Here is a 21,621-nt window from a genome sequence, read left to right on the forward strand (position 1 = left end):
GCTTCGCTTGCGCGGGCCTACGGGTTGGGTAGGCCGGGTAAGCGAAGCGCCACCCGGCATTTTCGAAAGGACTTAAATCTCGACCTGCGTACCCAGCTCTATCACGCGGTTAGGCGGGATCTCAAACTGGTCAGGCGCGCGCAGGGCGTTACGCTGCAGGATCAGGTACAGCTTGCCGCGCAGGCGCAAATACCATGGGCGCTTGCCGATGATCAGCGACTCGTGAGACATAAAGAACGACGTCTCCATCATCCGGCAGCTCAGCCCTTCCAGACCACAGCGGTGGAACACCTCTTCCACGTTTGGCGTTTCACGCCAGCCGTAGCTCGCCACCACACGCCAGAATGTCGGAGAGAGCTGCTCGATTTGCACGCGACGCACGTTATGAACGTAAGGCGCATCTTCGGTGCGCAGCGTCAGCAGGATCACACGCTCGTGCAGCACTTTGTTGTGCTTGAGGTTATGCATCAGCGCGAACGGGATGACGTTCAGGGCGCGAGACATATACACCGCAGTGCCCGGCACGCGGACCGGCGGAGATTTCTCCAGCGAAGCGATCATCGCCTCCAGAGAATTCCCGTGCTCATGCATGCGCCGCAGCAGGCGGAAACGCTCGCTTTTCCAGGTGGTCATGACGATGAACATCACCAGACCCAGCGTCAGTGGCAGCCAGCCGCCGGAGACAATCTTGTCGAGGTTCGCGGAGAACAGCGGCACGTCAATACACAGGAAGCCCACCAGAATCATCGCCACGAGGAATTTATTCCAGTGCCAGTTTCGGTACGCCACCGTAGTGGAGAGAAGCGATGTCAGCACCATCGTACCGGTTACTGCAATACCGTACGCCGCCGCCAGGTTGCTGGAATGCTCGAAGCTGACGATAACAATCACAACCGCGAAATAGAGCAGCCAGTTAACGAACGGGATGTAGATCTGGCCCGACTCCATCTCTGAAGTATGGATGATGCGCATCGGCGAGAGATACCCCAGACGCACGGCCTGGCGCGTCAGAGAAAACACGCCGGAAATCACCGCCTGAGAGGCAATGACGGTCGCCAGCGTCGCCAGGATCAGCATCGGCACCAGCGCCCAGTCAGGCGCCAGCAGGAAGAACGGGTTCTTTATCGCTTCCGGATTTTTGAGCAACAGCGCGCCCTGGCCAAAGTAGTTCAGCACCAGCGACGGCAGCACCACAATAAACCAGGCCACGCGGATAGGCAGTTTCCCGAAGTGACCCATGTCAGCATACAGCGCTTCAACGCCGGTAATGGAGAGCACGACCGCCCCCAGCGCTACGAAGGAAACCACTTTGTATTCGAGGAAGAAATGCACGGCCCAGTAGGGGTTCAGCGCATGCAGCACTTCCGGGTTAGCAATAATGCTGCGCAAGCCAAGCGCGGCCAGGATCAGGAACCAGGCCAGCATAATTGGTGCAAACAGTTTACCCACCAGCCCGGTACCGTGCTTCTGGATCACAAACAGCAGCGTCAGCACGATTATCGCCAGCGGGACCACCCACGTATCAAGCTGTGGCGCGATGATCTCCAGCCCCTCTATCGCCGAGAGGACCGAAATCGCGGGCGTGATAACCACCTCGCCATAGAAGAAGCTGCCGCCAATCAGGCCGATAATCACCAGCACGGAGGTCATTCTGGCGGAGGTGTTGCGCCCTGCAAGGGACATCAGGGTCAGGATACCGCCTTCGCCCGCGTTATCAGCGCGCATAACGAAGGAGAGATATTTAACAGAAACCACCAGGATCAGCAGCCAGAAGATGAGGGACAGGAAGCCAAATACGGCATCGCGCTCAACACCAAAGCCAAACTGGCCGGACAGACATTCACGAAGCGTATAAAGCGGGCTGGTGCCAATATCACCGTAGACAACCCCGATCGCCGCAAGCGTTATTGCGGGTAATGATTGCTTATTATCAGTGCTCATAGACTAGTCTTTTCGTTTGAATAACAAATGTGTTCCTGGTCCCTTGGCCCACAAAAAGCGCACAGTATGCACGATTCAATGCAAAATCGTACCCCTAAATGCAACCGCATTAATGTAGCGCAAAGAAAATTGCGCCGCACTTCAGTCTATTACCAGCCCTGACTGAAACGTCTATACTCGCTTCAATTGGCCGCCACGACGGCGAAAGGATGCAAAACTATTATGGCTCACTCACATTTATTAGCAGAAAGAATTTCCCGCCTCAGCAGCGCGCTGGAGAAAGGCCTTTTCGAGCGTAGCCACGCCATTCGCCTCTGTTTGCTGGCGGCGCTGAGCGGTGAAAGCGTGTTTCTGCTAGGGCCGCCGGGCATCGCCAAAAGCCTGATTGCCCGCAGGCTTAAGTTTGCTTTTCAGAACGCCCGCGCGTTTGAATACCTGATGACCCGCTTTTCCACCCCAGAAGAGGTGTTTGGCCCCCTTTCCATTCAGGCGCTGAAAGATGAAGGGCGCTACGAACGTTTGACGGCGGGGTATCTGCCTGAGGCAGAAATTGTCTTTCTTGATGAGATCTGGAAAGCGGGACCGGCCATTCTGAACACCCTGCTCACGGCGATAAATGAACGTCGGTTCCGTAACGGCGCCAGTGAAGAGAAAATCCCGATGCGCCTGCTGGTGGCCGCCTCTAACGAACTGCCCGAAGCCGACAGCAGCCTGGAAGCGCTGTATGACCGTATGCTCATCCGCCTGTGGCTGGACAAAGTACAGGATAAATCCAACTTCCGCTCCATGCTGATCAGCCAGCAGGATGAAAGTGAAAACCCGGTATCCGCTTCGCTGCAGGTGACGGATGAAGAGTATTATCAGTGGCAGCAGGATATTGGCAAAATCACATTGCCGGACGCGGTATTCGAGCTGATCTATCTGCTGCGTCAGCAGCTTGATCACCTTCCTTCTGCGCCCTATGTCTCCGATCGCCGCTGGAAAAAAGCGATCCGCCTCCTGCAGGCCAGCGCCCTGTTTAGCGGCCGCGATGCTGTTGCCCCCATCGATCTGATCCTGCTGAAAGATTGCCTCTGGCACGACGCGGAAGGCATGAATCTGATGCAGCAGCAGCTTGACGTTTTGATGACCGGACACGCCTGGGGACAGCAGGCGATGCTCAACCAACTGGGGGCAATTGCCCAGCGGCGCATCCAGCTTCAGCAGCAGCAAAGTGATAAAACCGCGCTGAAAGTGAATCGCCTGGGGGGGATGTTCGCCCGCAAACCGCACTATGAATTACCCGCCGAACTCACCAGCCCGACGCTGACCCTGCTGCTCCAGCAGCCGCTTAAGCTGCATGATATGCAGGTGGTGCACGTGACGATTGAGCGCGAGGCGCTGGCGCAGTGGCTGGATAAGGGCGGAGAGATCCGCGGAAAGCTCAACGGCATCGGTTTCGCGCAGCCGCTGAATATGGAAGTCGACAGCAGCCAGCACCTGGTGATCCGCGACGTCAGCCTGCAGGGCTCGCGTCTCGCGCTTCCGGGAACCGCCTCTGACAGCGTTCCCGAAGAGATTAAGCAGCAGCTGGACGCGCTGGATACCGAATGGCACCAGCAGCACACCCGCTTTAGCGAGCAGCAAAAATGCCTCTTTATTCATAGCGACTGGTTAGGTCGCATTGAAGCCAGCCTGCAGGACGTCAGCGCGCAGATTAAACAGGCGCGTCAATGCTAACTCTGGATACGCTTAACGTCATGCTGGCTGTCAGCGAGGAAGGGTTGATCGAAGAAGTGGTCATAACCCTTCTGGCTTCGCCGCAGCTGGCAGCCTTCTTTGAAAAATTTCCGAAGCTCAAAAAGGCGATGACGGACGATCTTCCGCGCTGGCGCGAAAATTTGCGTCAGCGCTTCAGGGAGACCGAAGTTCCGCCTGAGTTAACGGAAGAGGTGGCCTGCTATCAGCAGTGCCAGCGGCTCTCCACGCCGCAGTTTATCGTCCAGCTTCCGCAGACCCTGACGTTGCTCGACAAGGTCCACTCCCCGTTTGCCAGCCAGGCCCGGGGGCTGGTCACGGACAACGCCACGTTTACTCCCGCACTGCACACCCTCTTTTTACAGCGCTGGCGTCTCAGCCTGGTGGTGCAGGCCACGACGCTAAACCAGCAGCTGCTGGATGAAGAGCGCGAACAGCTGCTCAGTGAAGTTCAGGAACGCATGACCTTAAGCGGCCAGCTTGAGCAGGTGCTGGTGGAAAATGAGAACGCGGCAGGGCGTCTCTGGGATATGAGCGCCGGCCAGCTCCGGCGCGGGGACTATCAGCTGATCGTCAAATACGGCGATTTTCTGACGCAGCAGCCCGAGTTGATGAAGCTTGCAGAACAGCTGGGACGCTCAAGGGAGGCGAAGTCAGTTCCAAAGAAAGACGCCCCGATGGAAACCTTCCGCGCCCTGGTGCGTGAACCGGCCACCGTTCCGGAGCAGGTCGACGGGCTCCAGCAGAGCGATGATATTCTGCGTCTGCTGCCCACGGAGCTGAGCACGCTGGGGATGACCGAGCTGGAGTATGAGTTTTATCGTCGGCTGGTGGAAAAACAGCTCCTCACCTACCGGCTGCACGGCGAAGCCTGGCGTGAGAAAATCAGCCAGCGGCCGGTCGTTCATCAGGATTTTGATGAACAGCCGCACGGACCCTTCATCGTTTGCGTGGATACGTCCGGCTCGATGGGTGGGTTTAACGAGCAGTGTGCAAAAGCATTCTGTCTGGCGCTGATGCGCGTGGCGCTCGCCGATCGCCGTCGCTGCTTCATCATGCTGTTCTCCAGCGAAGTCGTAGGCTATGAGCTGACGAACCAGCAGGGGATCGAGCAGGCAATCCGCTTCCTGAGCCAGCGTTTTCGCGGCGGCACCGATCTGGCCAGCTGTTTTCGCAGCATCGTTGAGCGGATGCAGGGCGGCGACTGGTACGACGCTGACGCGGTGGTGATTTCCGATTTTATCGCCCAGCGGCTGCCGGATGACGTGATAAATAAAGTGAAGGAATTACAGCGTGTGCATCAGCACCGTTTTCATGCAGTGGCGATGTCCGCCCATGGAAAACCCGGCATCATGCGCATCTTCGATCATATCTGGCGCTTTGATACCGGGTTGCGCAGCCGCCTGCTCAGACGCTGGCAGCGTTAATTACAGAAGAGAGCCGACGCTTTCGCGAACCTGCTGCGGCCAGACGCCACACTGAACCTGACCAATATGGGGCAACTGAAGCAGCAGCATGGTCAGACGGGACTGGCCGATACCGCCGCCAATCGTCTGCGGCATCTCCCCACGCAGCAGCGCCTGGTGCCACTCCAGTTTGAGACGATCTTCATCACCGGTCACCGCCAGCTGGCGCTTCAGCGCGTCAGCATCCACGCGGATCCCCATAGAAGAAAGCTCGAATGCGTCTTCCAGTACCGGGTTCCAGACCAGAATATCGCCGTTCAGACCGGCAAATTCACCCTCACCGGTGGTGCTCCAGTCATCATAATCCGGCGCACGAACGTCATGGCGCTTACCGTCAGACAGCTTGCCGCCGATCCCAATCAGGAACACCGCACCCAGCTCTTTAGCAATTGCGCGCTCGCGGCCTTTGGCATCCAGATCCGGGAAACGGGTCAGCAATTCCTGGCTGTGCACAAAGTGGATCGATTCCGGCAGGAACGGTGCCAGACCAAACGCTTTGCTTACGGCCGCTTCGGTTGCTTTTATCCCGGCGTAGATCGCCTCAACGGTGGATTTCAGCGTGCCGATGTGACGCTCGCCATCACCCATCACGCGCTCCCAGTCCCACTGGTCAACATAAACGGAATGAATCGGAGAAAGGCGGTCTTCATCGGGGCGAAGGGCTTTCATGTGCGTGTAGAGCCCTTCGCCCGCGCTGAAGTCGTGTTGTCCCAGGGTCTGACGCTTCCATTTCGCCAGTGAATGAACCACTTCGAACTGAGCATCTGGCAGTGTTTTCACTTTCACCTGTACCGCTTTTTCGCATCCAGAGAGGTTATCCTGCGTCCCGTCACCCACGCGGCTGAGGATCGGCGCCTGGACTTCAATCAGCCCAAGCTTCTCTTCCAGCTGGCGGGAAAAATGGGATTTTACGAAACTGATCTGGCGTTGTTTTGCGATGTAAGCGGTTTTCATTATTTATACTCCTGCGTCCTGTTGATATTGATTAAGCAACAGAAATGGCACCTTATTCAATAACCCATCAACAAAAAGCCACCTTCACTTTTGATTCGATAAAATAAGGCGCTAGAATAGAGTGATTCATTAATCTTCATAAGAAAAAGGTATGGAAAATTATCAGATCGACAATCTCGACCGCGGCATTCTGGAGGCGTTAATGGCCAATGCCCGTACCGCCTACGCCGAACTGGCGAAACAGTTTGGCGTCAGCCCGGGAACCATTCACGTTCGCGTAGAGAAGATGAAGCAGGCAGGGATCATTACCGGTGCTCGCATTGACGTCAGCCCGAAGCAGCTGGGTTACGACGTCTGCTGCTTCATCGGCATCATTCTTAAAAGCGCCAAAGACTACCCTTCCGCCCTGGCGAAACTGAACGCGCTGGATGAAGTCACCGAGGCGTACTACACCACCGGGCACTACAGCATCTTTATTAAAGTCATGTGCCGATCCATCGACGCGCTCCAGCAGGTACTTATCAACAAGATCCAAACAATCGATGAAATTCAGTCCACCGAGACCCTGATCTCCCTGCAAAACCCGATCATGCGTACCATCCGCCCGTGATCGGGCAAATCCATTCCCACATTTTCCACAGGTAGATCCCAGCTCGTTCACAGCGTACAATGGCCGTCTCTTTATCTGGGCGAGCGATCAATGGCGGACATTACCCTTATCAGCGGCAGCACCCTGGGTGGTGCAGAATACGTAGCGGAACATCTGGCTGAAAAGCTGGAAGAGGCGGGCTTTTCCACGGAAACCCTGCACGGCCCGTTGCTGGAAGATCTCCCGACTTATGGGGTCTGGCTGCTGATCACCTCCACGTACGGCGCGGGCGATCTGCCGGATAACCTGCAACCTTTATATGATGAACTGCTGGAACAGCAGCCCGATCTGTCAAACGTCCGTTTTGGCGCAGTAGGGATCGGCAGTCGTGAATATGACACCTTTTGCGGGGCAATAGAGAAAGTCGAAGCCGCTGTGACCTCCTGCGGAGCAAAACAGCTGGGTGAAACACTCAAGATCAATATCCTCGATCATGACATTCCGGAGGATCCAGCCGAGATCTGGCTCGCGGAATGGAAAAATTTACTCAAAAACGATTAAAGATCGCGCGAACAGATGTGGATAACTCAGGGTAAAAGCTCGTATTAACCCGTAGTTATCCAAAGAACAACCGTAGCGTCGTTTTTGGCCTGTGTATAAAGTCGCGATCTGATCCCAGCTTATACGGTCCAGGATCACCGATCATTCACAGCAAACGATCCTTTCTAACTGCATGATCTTCTTTATGAGATCGGACTTATCCACATGGGTTCGCGATCCTAATAAGAGATCACAATAGAACAGATCTCTAAATAAAAAGATCTTCTTTTTAATAGCCCAGGATCCCAATGCTTTCTCGAAAGACTAAAGTTGAGTAGAATCCACGGCCCGGGCTTCAATCCATTTTCATACCGCTTTACGCGAGGCAGACCACCATGTTTTATCAGGATCCTTTTGACGTCATCATCATTGGCGGGGGTCACGCAGGCACTGAGGCCGCAATGGCCGCAGCGCGAATGGGTCAGCAGACCCTGCTTTTGACACACAATATCGACACGCTGGGACAAATGTCCTGTAATCCGGCGATTGGCGGCATTGGGAAAGGACACCTGGTAAAAGAAGTGGATGCGCTTGGCGGCCTGATGGCGAAAGCGATCGATCATGCCGGCATCCAGTTTAGGATACTAAACGCGAGCAAAGGGCCTGCTGTTCGAGCGACCCGTGCACAGGCAGACCGCGTACTTTATCGTCAGGCGGTGCGTACCGCGCTGGAGAACCAGCCGAACCTGATGATCTTCCAGCAGGCGGTCGAAGATCTTATCGTTGAGAACGATCGCGTCGTAGGCGCGGTGACCCAGATGGGCCTCAAATTCCGCGCCAAAGCCGTGGTGTTGACCGTGGGGACATTCCTGGACGGTAAAATTCATATCGGCCTGGATAACTACAGCGGTGGTCGTGCTGGCGATCCGCCGTCTATTCCCTTGTCTCGCCGTCTGCGCGAACTGCCGCTGCGCGTTAGCCGCCTGAAAACCGGTACGCCGCCGCGTATTGATGCGCGTACCATTGATTTCAGCGTGCTGGCGCAACAGCACGGTGACAACCCAATGCCGGTCTTCTCGTTCATGGGCAATGCGGCACAGCATCCGCAGCAGGTGCCGTGCTATATCACGCATACCAACGAGAAAACCCACGACGTGATCCGCAATAACCTCGATCGCAGCCCGATGTACGCTGGCGTGATCGAAGGGATCGGTCCGCGCTACTGCCCGTCGATCGAAGACAAAGTGATGCGCTTCGCCGATCGTAACCAGCACCAGATCTTCCTGGAGCCGGAAGGGCTGACCTCAAACGAAATTTACCCGAACGGCATCTCCACCAGCCTGCCGTTCGACGTGCAGATGCAAATTGTTCGCTCAATGCAGGGTATGGAGAACGCAAAAATCGTTCGCCCTGGCTACGCTATTGAGTACGATTTCTTCGATCCGCGTGACCTGAAGCCTACCCTGGAGAGCAAATTCATCCACGGTCTGTTCTTCGCGGGTCAGATTAACGGCACCACCGGCTACGAAGAAGCTGCTGCACAGGGCCTGCTTGCCGGCCTGAACGCTGCGCGCTTCTCTGCCGAGAAAGAAGGCTGGGCACCCGGCCGTTCTCAGGCGTACCTGGGCGTGCTGGTTGACGATCTCTGCACGCTGGGTACCAAAGAACCGTACCGTATGTTTACCTCTCGCGCAGAATATCGCCTGATGCTGCGTGAAGATAACGCCGACCTTCGTCTGACCGAAATGGGCCGCGAGCTCGGTCTGGTCGATGACGAACGCTGGGCGCGCTTCAACGAGAAGCTGGAGCGCATTGAACAGGAACGTCAGCGTCTGAAAACCACCTGGGTGAATCCGCAGGCGGAAACCGCTGCTGAAGTAAACGCTCACTTAACCGCGCCGCTGTCGCGCGAGGCCAGCGGTGAAGATTTGCTGCGCCGTCCTGAAGTCACCTACGAGAACCTGGTCAAACTGACCGCGTTCGCGCCGGGCCTGGAAGATGCTGAAGCGGCGGAGCAGGTTGAGATCCAGGTGAAGTACGAAGGTTACATCGCGCGTCAGCAGGATGAGATTGAAAAACAGCAGCGTAACGAAAACACGCTGCTGCCGGAAATGCTGGACTACCGCCAGGTGACGGGCCTTTCCAACGAAGTGATCGCTAAGCTGAACGATCACAAACCGGTATCGATCGGCCAGGCTTCCCGCATATCGGGCGTGACTCCAGCGGCGATTTCGATCCTGCTGGTGTGGCTGAAAAAGCAGGGCATGCTGCGCCGTAGCGCGTAAAGCCTTGAAATTGCCCGGTGGCGCTGCGCTTACCGGGCCTACTGAACTCCGTAGGGCGGGTAAGCGAAGCGCCACCCGCCACTTAAGTCTCTCAACAGGTATTCACCGTGCTCAACAAACTCTCTCGTCTGCTGGATCAGGCAGGTATTTCGCTCACCGATCACCAGAAAAATCAGCTGGTGGCCTATGTCGATATGCTGAACAAATGGAACAAAGCGTACAACCTGACGTCTGTTCGCGACCCCAACGAGATGCTCGTTCGCCACATTCTCGACAGCATCGTGGTTGCCCCCTGGCTGAAAGGTGAACGCTTTATCGACGTGGGGACGGGCCCTGGTCTGCCGGGTATTCCGCTGTCGATTGTTCGCCCTGAGAGCCATTTCACGCTGCTGGACAGCCTCGGCAAACGCGTGCGCTTTTTACGTCAGGTACAGCATGAGCTGAAGCTTGAGAACATCACGCCCGTGCAGAGCAGGGTAGAGGAGTTCCCGGCAGAGCCGCCGTTTGACGGGGTTATCAGCCGCGCATTTGCGTCGCTCAACGATATGGTGAGCTGGTGCAAACACTTACCTGCGGAGAACGGCCGCTTTTATGCGCTGAAAGGGCAGTTGCCAGGCGATGAGATTGAACAGCTTCCGGACGGTTTTGCTGTCGAGTCTATTGAGAAATTAGAGATTCCTCAGCTCGAAGGTGAACGTCACCTGGTGATAATTAAGCCAAACAATTTTTAAAAAATTAATAAAAAATGTGGAATTCGTGCTGTTCTTATCATGTTAAAAAACAGCACAACTAGCGGGGATTTATCGGGCAGCTTTTAACCTCTGTTTCACTAAGGTTTTTCTTCCGGTTAACGAAGTAACTATTATTCACCGAGAAGATAGTCATCTGTGAAAATATAAGTCTGCTAAAAGTGGAAGGCAGTAACCAGAACGCAATGTTAATTATTTATTAAGAATGTCAATAAAAGGTTTTTATTGTGTACTGGGCTGTTTTGAAAATAGTTACGACGTTTTGCGTTTAATTTCATAAAGATAAATTTCCGCGATTTGCGCCTTTGATAAATACAACCTTATTGCAAATGTGTGTTTTGTGATCTCGTGCACGCTTTATCGTCAACGTTTTCGCGCTGTTTGCAGTTTTGGTCGAAGGTTGACGCTTTCAGCGAAAGTTAAAAAATAGCGGTGGGGAAAAATATTTAAACATTTATTCACCTTTTCGCTACTTAATGTTTGAAATCACGGGTGCGCACCGTATAATTTGACCGCTTTTTGATGCTTGACTCTGAGCCTTAAAGGACGTTTTATACGACACGCGGCATACCTCGAAGGGAGCAGGAGTAAAAACGTGATGTCTGTGTCGCTCTTGAGTAGAAACGTTGCTCGTAAGCTTCTGTTCATTCAGTTTCTGGCTGTGATAGCAAGTGGACTGCTGTTTAGCCTCAAAGACCCCTTCTGGGGCATCTCCGCCGTGTGTGGGGGTTTGGCGGTTGTGCTGCCAAACGTGTTGTTTATGATTTTTGCCTGGCGTCATCAGGCGCATACACCTGCCAAAGGCCGCGTGGCCTGGTCCTTCGCCCTCGGCGAAGTGTGTAAGGTGTTGCTGACCTTTGCTCTACTGGTGATGGCGCTGGCGGTTTTGAAAGTGGTCTTCATGCCGCTGATAGCAACGTGGGTTTTGGTGCTGGTGGTACAAGTTCTGGCTCCAGCTGTAATCAATAACAAAGGGTAAAAGGCATCATGGCTTCAGAAAATATGACGCCGCAGGATTACATAGGTCACCATCTGAATAACCTTCAGCTGGACCTGCGTACATTCTCGCTGGTGGATCCACATAACCCCCCGGCCACCTTCTGGACGATCAACATCGACTCCATGTTCTTCTCGGTGGTTTTGGGTCTTCTGTTCCTGGCCATGTTCCGCGGTGTTGCTAAACGAGCGACCAGCGGTGTACCAGGGAAATTCCAGACCTTCATCGAAATGATCATCGGCTTCGTCCATGGCAGCGTCAAAGACATGTACCATGGCAAGAGCAAGCTGATTGCTCCGCTGGCCCTGACCGTGTTCGTTTGGGTCTTCCTGATGAACCTGATGGACCTGCTGCCAATCGATCTGCTGCCGTTCATCGGCGAGCACATCTTCGGCCTGCCAGCACTGCGTGTGGTACCGTCTGCGGACGTGAACATCACCCTGTCGATGGCGCTGGGCGTGTTTATCCTGATTCTTTTCTACAGCATCAAAATGAAAGGCGTAAGCGGCTTTGTGAAAGAGCTTACCTTGCAGCCGTTCAACCACTGGGCGTTTATTCCGGTCAACCTGATCCTGGAAGGCGTTAGCCTGCTGTCCAAACCTGTTTCACTGGGTCTGCGACTGTTCGGCAACATGTATGCGGGTGAGCTGATTTTCATTCTGATCGCGGGTCTTCTGCCGTGGTGGTCACAGTGGGTTCTGAATGTGCCGTGGGCCATTTTCCACATCCTGATCATTACGCTGCAAGCCTTTATCTTCATGGTTCTGACGATCGTCTATCTGTCGATGGCGTCTGAAGAGCACTGATTTTTTACCAACACTACTACGTTTTAATTGAAACAAACTGGAGACTGTCATGGAAAACCTGAATATGGATCTGCTGTACATGGCTGCCGCTGTGATGATGGGTCTGGCGGCTATCGGTGCTGCGATCGGTATCGGCATCCTCGGGGGCAAATTCCTGGAAGGCGCTGCGCGTCAACCTGATCTGATTCCTCTGCTGCGTACTCAGTTCTTTATCGTTATGGGTCTGGTGGATGCTATCCCAATGATCGCTGTAGGTCTGGGTCTGTACGTGATGTTTGCTGTCGCGTAGTAGTAGTTTTAAAACCCTAAGCCACAGATATTAAAGAGGTATTGTGCTGTGAACATGAACGCAACAATCCTCGGCCAGGCCATCGCGTTTATTCTCTTTGTCTGGTTCTGCATGAAGTATGTATGGCCGCCTTTAATGGCTGCCATCGAAAAACGTCAGAAAGAAATTGCTGACGGTCTGGCTTCTGCAGAACGCGCTAAGAAAGATTTGGACCTTGCACAGGCCAACGCGACAGACCAGCTGAAAAAAGCGAAAGCGGAAGCTCAGGTTATCATCGAACAGGCTAACAAACGCCGTTCGCAGATCCTGGACGAAGCCAAAGCTGAAGCAGAACAGGAACGTACTAAGATCGTGACACAGGCTCAGGCTGAAATTGAAGCTGAGCGTAAACGTGCTCGTGAAGAACTGCGTAAGCAGGTTGCGATTCTGGCTGTTGCTGGCGCCGAGAAGATCATCGAACGTTCCGTGGATGAAGCTGCTAACAGCGACATCGTGGACAAACTTGTCGCTGAACTGTAAGGAGGGAGGGGCTGATGTCTGAATTTGTTACGGTAGCTCGCCCCTACGCCAAAGCAGCTTTTGACTTTGCTATCGAACACCAAAATGTCGATCGCTGGCAGAATATGCTGGCGTTTGCCGCTGAGGTGACGAAAAACGAACAAATGGCCGAGTTGCTTTCCGGTGCGTTAGCACCTGAAACCCTCGCCGCGTCGTTTATCGCCGTGTGCGGAGAGCAACTGGATGCCAACGGCCAGAACCTGATTAAGGTGATGGCAGAGAATGGTCGTCTCCGTGTGCTCCCGGATGTTCTCGAGCAGTTTGAGCACTTACGTGCCCTTAGTGAAGCTACCGCTGAAGTCGAAGTGACTTCTGCGACTGAACTGAGTGACGAACAGCTTGCGAAAATTACCGCCGCGATGGAAAAACGTCTGTCACGCAAAGTTAAGCTGAATTGCAAAATCGATAAGTCTGTAATGGCAGGCGTAATCATCCGCTCGGGTGATATGGTCATTGATGGCAGCGTACGCGGCCGTCTTGAGCGCCTTGCAGACGTCTTGCAGTCTTAAGGGGACTGGAGCATGCAACTGAATTCCACCGAAATCAGCGAACTGATCAAGCAGCGCATTGCTCAGTTCAATGTTGTGAGTGAAGCTCACAACGAAGGTACTATTGTTTCTGTAAGTGACGGTGTTATCCGCATCCACGGCCTGGCCGATTGTATGCAGGGTGAGATGATTTCCCTGCCGGGTAACCGTTACGCTATCGCACTGAACCTGGAGCGCGACTCCGTTGGTGCAGTTGTGATGGGTCCATACGCTGACCTCGCCGAAGGCATGAAGGTTAAGTGTACTGGCCGTATTCTGGAAGTGCCGGTTGGCCGTGGCCTGCTGGGTCGCGTTGTTAACACCCTGGGTGCGCCAATCGACGGTAAAGGTCCGGTTGAGCACGATGGCTTCTCCCCAATCGAAGTTATCGCACCGGGCGTTATCGACCGTCAGTCCGTAGATCAGCCTGTTCAGACAGGTTATAAGTCCGTTGATGCCATGATCCCAATCGGTCGTGGTCAGCGTGAACTGATCATCGGTGACCGTCAGACCGGTAAAACCGCGATGGCTATCGACGCCATCATCAACCAGCGTGACTCCGGCATCAAATGTGTGTACGTGGCCATCGGCCAGAAAGCGTCCACCATTTCCAACGTGGTTCGTAAACTGGAAGAGCACGGCGCACTGTCTAACACCATCGTTGTGGTGGCGACCGCGTCTGAATCTGCTGCACTGCAATACCTGGCGCCATACGCCGGTTGCGCAATGGGCGAATACTTCCGTGACCGCGGTGAAGATGCGCTGATCGTATACGATGACCTGTCTAAACAGGCTGTTGCTTATCGTCAGGTTTCCCTGCTGCTCCGTCGTCCACCTGGACGTGAAGCGTTCCCTGGCGACGTATTCTACCTCCACTCTCGTCTGCTGGAGCGTGCTTCCCGCGTTAACGCGGAATACGTCGAGAACTTCACTAAAGGTGAAGTGAAGGGTAAAACGGGCTCTCTGACCGCTCTGCCGATCATTGAAACCCAGGCGGGTGACGTTTCTGCGTTCGTTCCGACCAACGTAATCTCCATTACCGATGGTCAGATCTTCCTGGAAACCAACCTGTTTAACTCCGGTATTCGTCCGGCAGTTAACCCGGGTATCTCCGTATCCCGTGTTGGTGGTGCTGCTCAGACCAAGATCATCAAGAAACTGTCCGGTGGTATCCGTACCGCGCTGGCACAGTATCGTGAACTGGCTGCGTTCTCTCAGTTCGCATCCGATCTGGACGAAGCAACCCGTAAACAGCTGAGCCACGGTCAGAAAGTGACCGAGCTGCTGAAGCAGAAACAGTACGCACCAATGTCTGTTGCTCAGCAGGGCCTGGTTCTGTTCGCGGCTGAACGCGGTTACCTCGAAGATGTGGAACTGGCGAAAATCGGTAGCTTCGAAGCCGCTCTGCTGGCTTACGTCGACCGTGATCACGCTCCGCTGATGCAAGAGATCAACCAGACCGGTGGCTATAACGACGAAATCGAAGGCAAGCTGAAAGCTATCCTCGATTCCTTCAAAGCAACCCAATCCTGGTAATCGTCCGGCGGCTTGTCTCAGGACAAGCCGCCTGGCATTGAGGAGAAGCTCATGGCCGGCGCAAAAGAGATACGTAGTAAGATCGCAAGCGTCCAGAACACGCAAAAGATCACTAAAGCGATGGAGATGGTCGCCGCTTCCAAAATGCGTAAATCGCAGGATCGCATGGCGGCCAGCCGTCCTTATGCAGAAACCATGCGCAAAGTGATTGGTCACCTTGCAAACGGTAATCTGGAATATAAGCACCCTTACCTGGAAGAACGCGACGTTAAGCGCGTGGGCTACCTGGTGGTGTCGACCGACCGTGGTCTGTGTGGCGGCTTGAACATTAACCTGTTCAAAAAACTGCTGGCGGATATGAAAGCATGGTCTGAAAAAGGCGTTCAGTGCGATATCGCAATGATCGGCTCTAAAGGCGTCTCTTTCTTTAACTCCGTTGGTGGCAACATTGTCGCTCAGGTGACCGGTATGGGTGATAACCCGTCCCTGTCCGAACTGATCGGCCCGGTTAAAGTGATGTTGCAGGCTTATGATGAAGGCCGTCTGGACAGACTGTACGTTGTCAGCAACAAATTCATTAACACCATGTCTCAGGTTCCAACGCTCACTCAGATGCTGCCGTTACCGGCATCAGAAGATGGCGAGCTGAAGCAAAAAACCTGGGATTACCTGTATGAACCCGATCCGAAACCGCTGCTGGATACCCTGCTGCGTCGTTACGTTGAATCTCAGGTTTATCAGGGCGTTGTAGAAAACCTGGCCAGCGAGCAGGCCGCACGAATGGTGGCGATGAAAGCCGCGACCGATAATGGCGGCAGCCTGATTAAAGAGCTGCAGTTGGTTTACAACAAAGCTCGTCAGGCCAGCATTACTCAGGAACTCACCGAGATCGTCTCGGGGGCCGCCGCGGTTTAACCAGGTTTACGAATTACGTAGAGGATTCAAGATGGCTACTGGAAAGATTGTCCAGGTAATCGGCGCCGTGGTGGACGTCGAGTTCCCTCAGGACGCCGTACCACGCGTGTACGACGCGCTTGAGGTACAGAATGGTAACGAGAGCCTGGTGCTGGAAGTTCAGCAGCAGCTCGGCGGCGGTATCGTGCGTACCATCGCGATGGGTTCTTCCGACGGTCTGCGTCGTGGTCTGGAAGTAAAAGACCTTGAGCACCCGATCGAAGTCCCGGTAGGTAAAGCAACACTGGGTCGTATCATGAACGTATTGGGTCAGCCAATCGACATGAAAGGCGACATCGGTGAAGAAGAGCGTTGGGCTATCCACCGCGCGGCACCTTCCTACGAAGAGCTGTCCAGCTCTCAGGAACTGCTGGAAACCGGTATCAAAGTTATCGACCTGATGTGTCCATTTGCGAAGGGCGGTAAAGTTGGTCTGTTCGGTGGTGCGGGTGTAGGTAAAACCGTAAACATGATGGAGCTGATCCGTAACATCGCGATCGAGCACTCCGGTTACTCTGTGTTTGCGGGCGTAGGTGAACGTACTCGTGAGGGTAACGACTTCTACCACGAAATGACTGACTCCAACGTTCTGGACAAAGTATCCCTGGTTTACGGTCAGATGAACGAGCCACCTGGAAACCGTCTGCGCGTTGCGCTGACCGGCCTGACGATGGCTGAGAAGTTCCGTGACGAAGGCCGTGACGTTCTGCTGTTCGTTGATAACATCTATCGTTACACCCTGGCCGGTACTGAAGTATCTGCACTGCTGGGTCGTATGCCTTCAGCGGTAGGTTATCAGCCTACGCTGGCGGAAGAGATGGGTGTTCTTCAGGAACGTATCACCTCTACCAAAACCGGTTCTATCACCTCTGTTCAGGCGGTATACGTACCTGCGGATGACTTGACTGACCCATCACCAGCCACCACCTTTGCGCACTTAGATGCAACCGTGGTACTGAGCCGTCAGATCGCGTCTCTGGGTATCTACCCAGCCGTTGACCCGCTGGACTCCACCAGCCGTCAGCTGGATCCACTGGTTGTTGGTCAGGAACACTACGACACCGCGCGTGGCGTACAGTCCCTGCTGCAGCGTTACCAGGAACTGAAAGACATCATCGCCATCCTGGGTATGGATGAACTGTCTGAAGAAGACAAACTGGTGGTAGCACGTGCGCGTAAGATCCAGCGCTTCCTGTCCCAGCCGTTCTTCGTTGCGGAAGTATTCACCGGTTCTCCGGGTAAATACGTTTCCCTGAAAGACACCATCCGTGGCTTTAAAGGCATCATGGAAGGCGAATACGATCACCTGCCAGAGCAGGCGTTCTACATGGTTGGTTCCATCGAAGAAGCTGTGGAAAAAGCCAAAAAACTTTAACGCCTTAATCGGAGGGTGATATGGCAATGACTTACCACCTGGACGTCGTCAGCGCAGAGCAACAAATGTTCTCTGGTCTGGTCGAGAAAATCCAGGTAACGGGTAGTGAAGGTGAACTGGGTATTTTCCCGGGTCACGCACCGCTGCTCACCGCCATTAAGCCTGGTATGATCCGCATCGTTAAACAGTTCGGTCACGAAGAGTTTATCTATCTGTCCGGCGGCATTCTTGAAGTGCAGCCTGGCAGTGTGACCGTTCTGGCCGATACCGCTATTCGTGGCCAGGATCTCGACGAAGCGCGAGCCCTGGAGTCGAAGCGTAAGGCTGAAGAGCACATTAACAGCTCTCATGGTGACGTGGATTACGCTCAGGCGTCTGCGGAGCTGGCCAAAGCGATCGCGAAACTGCGCGTTATCGAGTTGACCAAAAAAGCGATGTAACACCGGCTTGAAAAGCACAAAAGCCAGTCTGGATACCAGGCTGGCTTTTTTTTTCGGCCTTAATTCATGATGAAAAAGATGTAGAATTTTAAGCATCAAACGTTTTTACTTCTCACTCAAACTACCGTCAGGATGCGTATGTCAAACAGTGCGATGAGCGTGGTGATCCTTGCCGCAGGCAAAGGGACCCGCATGTATTCCGACCTGCCTAAAGTGCTTCACACGCTTGCAGGAAAGCCAATGGTGCAGCATGTCATTGATGCAGCGAATGAACTGGGGGCTAATCAGGTTCACCTGGTCTACGGCCACGGCGGCGATCTGCTTAAAAAGACGCTGAGCGACGACAAGCTCAACTGGGTGCTTCAGGCTGAACAGTTGGGTACAGGCCATGCCATGCAGCAGGCAGCGCCCTTCTTTGCGGATGACGAAGACATTTTGATGCTCTACGGCGATGTCCCGCTGATCTCTGTTGAAACACTGACTCGCCTGCGTGAAGCCAAACCGCAGGGCGGCATCGGTTTATTAACCGTCGTGCTGGACGATCCAACCGGTTATGGTCGTATCACCCGTGAAAACGGCAACGTTACGGGTATTGTTGAGCATAAAGATGCCAGTGAGGCGCAGCGTCAGATTCAGGAGATCAACACGGGGATCCTGATTGCCAATGGCGCGGATATGAAGCGCTGGCTGTCGAAGCTCAACAACAACAATGCGCAGGGTGAATACTACATCACCGACATTATTGCGATGGCGTACCACGAAGGGCGCGAGATTGCGGCGGTCCATCCGGCGCGCATCAGCGAAACCGAAGGGGTGAATAACCGTCTTCAGCTTTCTCGCCTTGAGCGTGTTTATCAGTCCGAACAGGCTGAAAAACTGCTGCTGGCAGGCGTAATGCTGCGCGATCCGGCGCGTTTCGATCTGCGTGGCTCATTATCTCACGGGCGTGACGTTGAAATTGATACTAACGTCATCCTCGAGGGTAACGTGACGCTGGGCAACCGCGTCAAAATTGGCGCCGGCTGCGTGATCAAAAACAGCATCATCGGTGACGACTGCGAAATCAGCCCGTACAGCGTGGTGGAAGATGCCCGTCTGGACGTGGCCTGTACTATCGGCCCGTTTGCGCGCCTGCGCCCGGGGGCTGAGCTGCTGGAAGGCGCTCACGTTGGTAACTTCGTGGAGATGAAAAAAGCGCGTCTGGGTAAAGGCTCTAAAGCCGGTCATCTGACCTATCTGGGCGACGCGGAAATTGGCAATAACGTGAATATTGGTGCAGGGACGATTACCTGTAACTATGACGGCGCCAATAAGTTTAAAACGATCATTGGTGATGACGTGTTCGTTGGCTCCGATACGCAGCTGGTGGCGCCTGTTACCGTGGGTAACGGGGTGACTATTGCTGCCGGAACAACCGTAACGCGCGATGTGGCCGAGAACGAGCTGGTATTAAGCCGCGTTCCGCAGGTCAGCAAGCAGGGCTGGAAACGCCCGGTGAAGAAAAAGTAACAGCAAGGCGGGTGGCGCTACGCTTACCCGCCCTACGATTGAGTAGGCCTGATAAGGCGTAGCCGTCATCAGGCAAACCCGGGAGAGGAGATAAATATATATCTCCCCCCACAAGCAGTACCCATAACAATAACCCCACTCTCTACAAGGCTCGGGGCGCCCGGAAAGGGCAAATACAGGTCAGCGACAACGCAGGCATAATGCCTAAATTCGGAATATAAATTATGTGTGGAATTGTTGGCGCAGTTGCGCAGCGTGATATTGCTGAAATCCTTCTCGAAGGTTTACGTCGTCTGGAATACCGTGGTTACGACTCTGCCGGTCTGGCTGTCGTGGATGCAGAAGGTCATATGACCCGTCTGCGTCGTCTCGGTAAAGTGCAGATGCTGGCCCAGGCCGCGGAAGAACATCCGCTGCACGGGGGAACCGGTATTGCGCATACCCGCTGGGCGACGCACGGCGAACCGTCTGAAGGCAACGCGCACCCGCATGTGTCTGAACACATCGTGGTTGTGCACAACGGCATTATCGAAAACCACGAACCGCTGCGCGAAGCACTGAAAGCGCGCGGCTACACCTTCGTCTCTGAAACGGACACCGAAGTGATTGCTCACCTGGTGCACTGGGAGCTGGAGCAGGGCGGCATACTGCGTGATGCGGTGCTGCGTGCTATCCCTCAGCTGCGCGGTGCGTACGGTACGGTGATCATGGATTCCCGCGATCCGTCCACGCTGCTGGCCGCGCGTTCCGGTAGCCCGATGGTTATCGGTCTGGGCATGGGTGAAAACTTTATCGCCTCTGACCAGCTGGCGCTCCTGCCGGTCACCCGCCGCTTTATCTTCCTGGAAGAGGGGGATATCGCCGAAGTGACTCGCCGCAGCGTGACCGTGTTCGATACCAAAGGCGAGCAGGTGAAGCGCCAGGAGATCGAATCTAACCTGCAGTACGACGCGGGCGACAAAGGCGCTTACCGTCACTACATGCAGAAAGAGATTTACGAGCAGCCAAACGCCATCAAAAACACCCTGACCGGGCGCATCAGCCACGGTGAAGTGGATCTGAGCGAGCTGGGCGCAAACGCGAACGAACTGCTCAGCAAGGTTGAGCATATTCAGATCGTGGCCTGCGGCACCTCCTACAACTCCGGTATGGTCTCTCGCTACTGGTTTGAATCCCTGGCGGGCGTGCCGTGTGATGTGGAAATTGCGTCTGAATTCCGCTATCGCAAATCTGCGGTGCGTCGTAACAGCCTGATGATCACCCTTTCCCAGTCTGGTGAAACGGCGGATACCCTGGCTGCGCTGCGACTGTCTAAAGAGCTGGGTTACCTGGGCTCTCTGGCCATCTGTAACGTCCCGGGCTCTTCCCTGGTGCGTGAATCCGATCTGGCGCTAATGACCAAAGCGGGTACCGAAATCGGCGTGGCCTCCACTAAAGCGTTTACCACTCAGCTGACCGTTCTGCTGATGCTGGTGGCGAAGCTGGCGCGTCTGAAAGGCGAAGATGCTTCCGTTGAGCATGACATCGTTCATGGTCTGCAGGCGCTGCCGAGCCGTATTGAGCAGATGCTGTCTCAGGACAAACGCATTGAAGTGCTGGCGGAAGATTTCTCTGACAAGCATCACGCCCTGTTCCTGGGGCGTGGCGATCAGTATCCGATTGCGCTGGAAGGCGCGCTGAAGCTGAAAGAGATCTCCTATATTCACGCTGAAGCCTATGCGGCAGGCGAACTGAAACACGGCCCGCTGGCGCTGATTGACGCCGATATGCCGGTCATCGTTGTGGCACCCAACAACGAACTGCTGGAAAAACTGAAATCTAACATCGAAGAAGTGCGCGCCCGCGGCGGTGTCCTGTACGTCTTCGCCGACAAAGATGCCGGTTTCGCCAGCAGCGACAACATGCACATCATCGAGATGCCGCATGTGGAAGAGGTGATTGCACCGATCTTCTACACCGTTCCGCTGCAGCTGCTGGCTTACCACGTGGCGCTGATCAAAGGCACCGACGTCGACCAGCCGCGTAACCTGGCGAAATCGGTCACTGTAGAATAAACCCTTCAGGCTCCACCTTCGGGTGGAGCTTTTTTATCCTGCCTGGTTTGTTTTTCATCAATCCTTTCTCATTTTTAATAATGACAATTTGTCATCTTCAGCTACTTTTTTCAGTGTCACATAAAGAAAATATTTCTGAAAACAACCTGTCATAAAAGTGGCTAACTTGATGAAAATTAAGCTTTATTTTGTTTAATTTTAAGTTAAATTTTCATTGTCATAAAACTGTCATAATTCGTACATTTATCTGTCACCTGTTTGTCCTATTTTGCTCATCGTAGCCACTAAACAACGATTTACGAAAATCTTGCAGGA

At 54.2% G+C, this 21,621-nt stretch carries 19 protein-coding genes; 17 read left to right on the forward strand and 2 right to left on the reverse strand.

Annotated elements, in window-relative coordinates:
• Positions 1 to 72: 72 nt before the first annotated feature.
• Positions 73 to 1,941 (reverse strand): low affinity potassium transporter Kup, encoded by a 1,869-nt coding sequence (kup, locus tag KGP25_RS24235; RefSeq protein ID WP_008500202.1) that lies wholly within the window; start codon positions 1,939 to 1,941, stop codon positions 73 to 75.
• Between the two features lie 222 nt (positions 1,942 to 2,163).
• Between kup and ravA the strand changes: the two genes are divergently transcribed.
• Together ravA and viaA are read left to right on the forward strand one after the other, a co-directional pair.
• Positions 2,164 to 3,660: an ATPase RavA gene (ravA, locus tag KGP25_RS24240; protein ID WP_032675673.1), complete on the forward strand. Its 1,497-nt coding sequence runs from the start codon at positions 2,164 to 2,166 to the stop codon at positions 3,658 to 3,660.
• A complete protein-coding gene (gene viaA, locus KGP25_RS24245) occupies positions 3,654 to 5,105 on the forward strand; it encodes an ATPase RavA stimulator ViaA (protein WP_223539725.1) in 1,452 nt (483 codons plus the stop codon). The genes ravA and viaA overlap by 7 nt, the downstream gene beginning before the upstream one ends.
• Here the strand turns inward: viaA and asnA are convergent, their stop codons facing one another.
• A complete protein-coding gene (asnA, locus tag KGP25_RS24250; RefSeq protein ID WP_063622966.1) occupies positions 5,106 to 6,098 on the reverse strand; it encodes an aspartate--ammonia ligase in 993 nt (330 codons plus the stop codon).
• A gap of 151 nt (positions 6,099 to 6,249) precedes the next feature.
• Here asnA and asnC point away from each other — a divergent pair, with 151 nt between their 5' ends.
• From asnC to glmS, 15 genes are all read left to right on the forward strand, one after another.
• Positions 6,250 to 6,708 (forward strand): transcriptional regulator AsnC, encoded by a 459-nt coding sequence (gene asnC, locus KGP25_RS24255; RefSeq protein WP_008500198.1) that lies wholly within the window; start codon positions 6,250 to 6,252, stop codon positions 6,706 to 6,708.
• Between the two features lie 90 nt (positions 6,709 to 6,798).
• Complete coding sequence (gene mioC / locus KGP25_RS24260) at positions 6,799 to 7,248, forward strand: FMN-binding protein MioC (protein ID WP_223539726.1); 450 nt, start codon at positions 6,799 to 6,801, stop codon at positions 7,246 to 7,248.
• 374 nt (positions 7,249 to 7,622) lie between these two features.
• The gene (mnmG, locus tag KGP25_RS24265) at positions 7,623 to 9,512 is read left to right on the forward strand and encodes a tRNA uridine-5-carboxymethylaminomethyl(34) synthesis enzyme MnmG (protein WP_014072433.1); all 1,890 of its coding nucleotides are present in this window, start codon (positions 7,623 to 7,625) and stop codon (positions 9,510 to 9,512) included.
• Between the two features lie 107 nt (positions 9,513 to 9,619).
• The gene (rsmG, locus tag KGP25_RS24270) at positions 9,620 to 10,243 is read left to right on the forward strand and encodes a 16S rRNA (guanine(527)-N(7))-methyltransferase RsmG (protein WP_045909355.1); all 624 of its coding nucleotides are present in this window, start codon (positions 9,620 to 9,622) and stop codon (positions 10,241 to 10,243) included.
• Between the two features lie 616 nt (positions 10,244 to 10,859).
• A complete protein-coding gene (atpI, locus tag KGP25_RS24275; protein WP_008500194.1) occupies positions 10,860 to 11,240 on the forward strand; it encodes a F0F1 ATP synthase subunit I in 381 nt (126 codons plus the stop codon).
• An 8-nt stretch (positions 11,241 to 11,248) separates the two neighbouring features.
• Positions 11,249 to 12,064, forward strand: a complete 816-nt coding sequence (gene atpB / locus KGP25_RS24280; protein ID WP_008500193.1) for a F0F1 ATP synthase subunit A — start codon at positions 11,249 to 11,251, stop codon at positions 12,062 to 12,064.
• 49 nt (positions 12,065 to 12,113) lie between these two features.
• On the forward strand, positions 12,114 to 12,353 hold the full coding sequence (atpE, locus tag KGP25_RS24285; RefSeq protein WP_000429386.1) for a F0F1 ATP synthase subunit C: 240 nt from the start codon (positions 12,114 to 12,116) through the stop codon (positions 12,351 to 12,353).
• Between the two features lie 48 nt (positions 12,354 to 12,401).
• Entirely contained in the window at positions 12,402 to 12,872 is a 471-nt protein-coding gene (gene atpF / locus KGP25_RS24290; protein ID WP_003862370.1) for a F0F1 ATP synthase subunit B, read from the forward strand.
• A gap of 14 nt (positions 12,873 to 12,886) precedes the next feature.
• Complete coding sequence (gene atpH, locus KGP25_RS24295; protein ID WP_008500192.1) at positions 12,887 to 13,420, forward strand: F0F1 ATP synthase subunit delta; 534 nt, start codon at positions 12,887 to 12,889, stop codon at positions 13,418 to 13,420.
• 12 nt (positions 13,421 to 13,432) lie between these two features.
• Positions 13,433 to 14,974: a F0F1 ATP synthase subunit alpha gene (atpA, locus tag KGP25_RS24300; RefSeq protein ID WP_003862367.1), complete on the forward strand. Its 1,542-nt coding sequence runs from the start codon at positions 13,433 to 13,435 to the stop codon at positions 14,972 to 14,974.
• 51 nt (positions 14,975 to 15,025) lie between these two features.
• The gene (gene atpG / locus KGP25_RS24305) at positions 15,026 to 15,889 is read left to right on the forward strand and encodes a F0F1 ATP synthase subunit gamma (RefSeq protein WP_024907886.1); all 864 of its coding nucleotides are present in this window, start codon (positions 15,026 to 15,028) and stop codon (positions 15,887 to 15,889) included.
• A gap of 31 nt (positions 15,890 to 15,920) precedes the next feature.
• Positions 15,921 to 17,303, forward strand: a complete 1,383-nt coding sequence (gene atpD / locus KGP25_RS24310; protein WP_003862362.1) for a F0F1 ATP synthase subunit beta — start codon at positions 15,921 to 15,923, stop codon at positions 17,301 to 17,303.
• Positions 17,304 to 17,323: 20 nt separating this feature from the next.
• The gene (locus KGP25_RS24315) at positions 17,324 to 17,743 is read left to right on the forward strand and encodes a F0F1 ATP synthase subunit epsilon (RefSeq protein WP_003862360.1); all 420 of its coding nucleotides are present in this window, start codon (positions 17,324 to 17,326) and stop codon (positions 17,741 to 17,743) included.
• Between the two features lie 138 nt (positions 17,744 to 17,881).
• Positions 17,882 to 19,252 carry a bifunctional UDP-N-acetylglucosamine diphosphorylase/glucosamine-1-phosphate N-acetyltransferase GlmU gene (gene glmU, locus KGP25_RS24320; protein ID WP_126535069.1) on the forward strand — a complete coding sequence of 457 codons (1,371 nt, stop codon included), beginning with the start codon at positions 17,882 to 17,884 and terminating at the stop codon, positions 19,250 to 19,252.
• 224 nt (positions 19,253 to 19,476) lie between these two features.
• The gene (glmS, locus tag KGP25_RS24325; protein ID WP_223539728.1) at positions 19,477 to 21,306 is read left to right on the forward strand and encodes a glutamine--fructose-6-phosphate transaminase (isomerizing); all 1,830 of its coding nucleotides are present in this window, start codon (positions 19,477 to 19,479) and stop codon (positions 21,304 to 21,306) included.
• Positions 21,307 to 21,621: the final 315 nt, after the last annotated feature.

Origin of the sequence: Enterobacter sp. JBIWA003, from assembly GCF_019968825.1 — a bacterium.
Lineage (GTDB): Bacteria > Pseudomonadota > Gammaproteobacteria > Enterobacterales > Enterobacteriaceae > Enterobacter > Enterobacter quasiroggenkampii.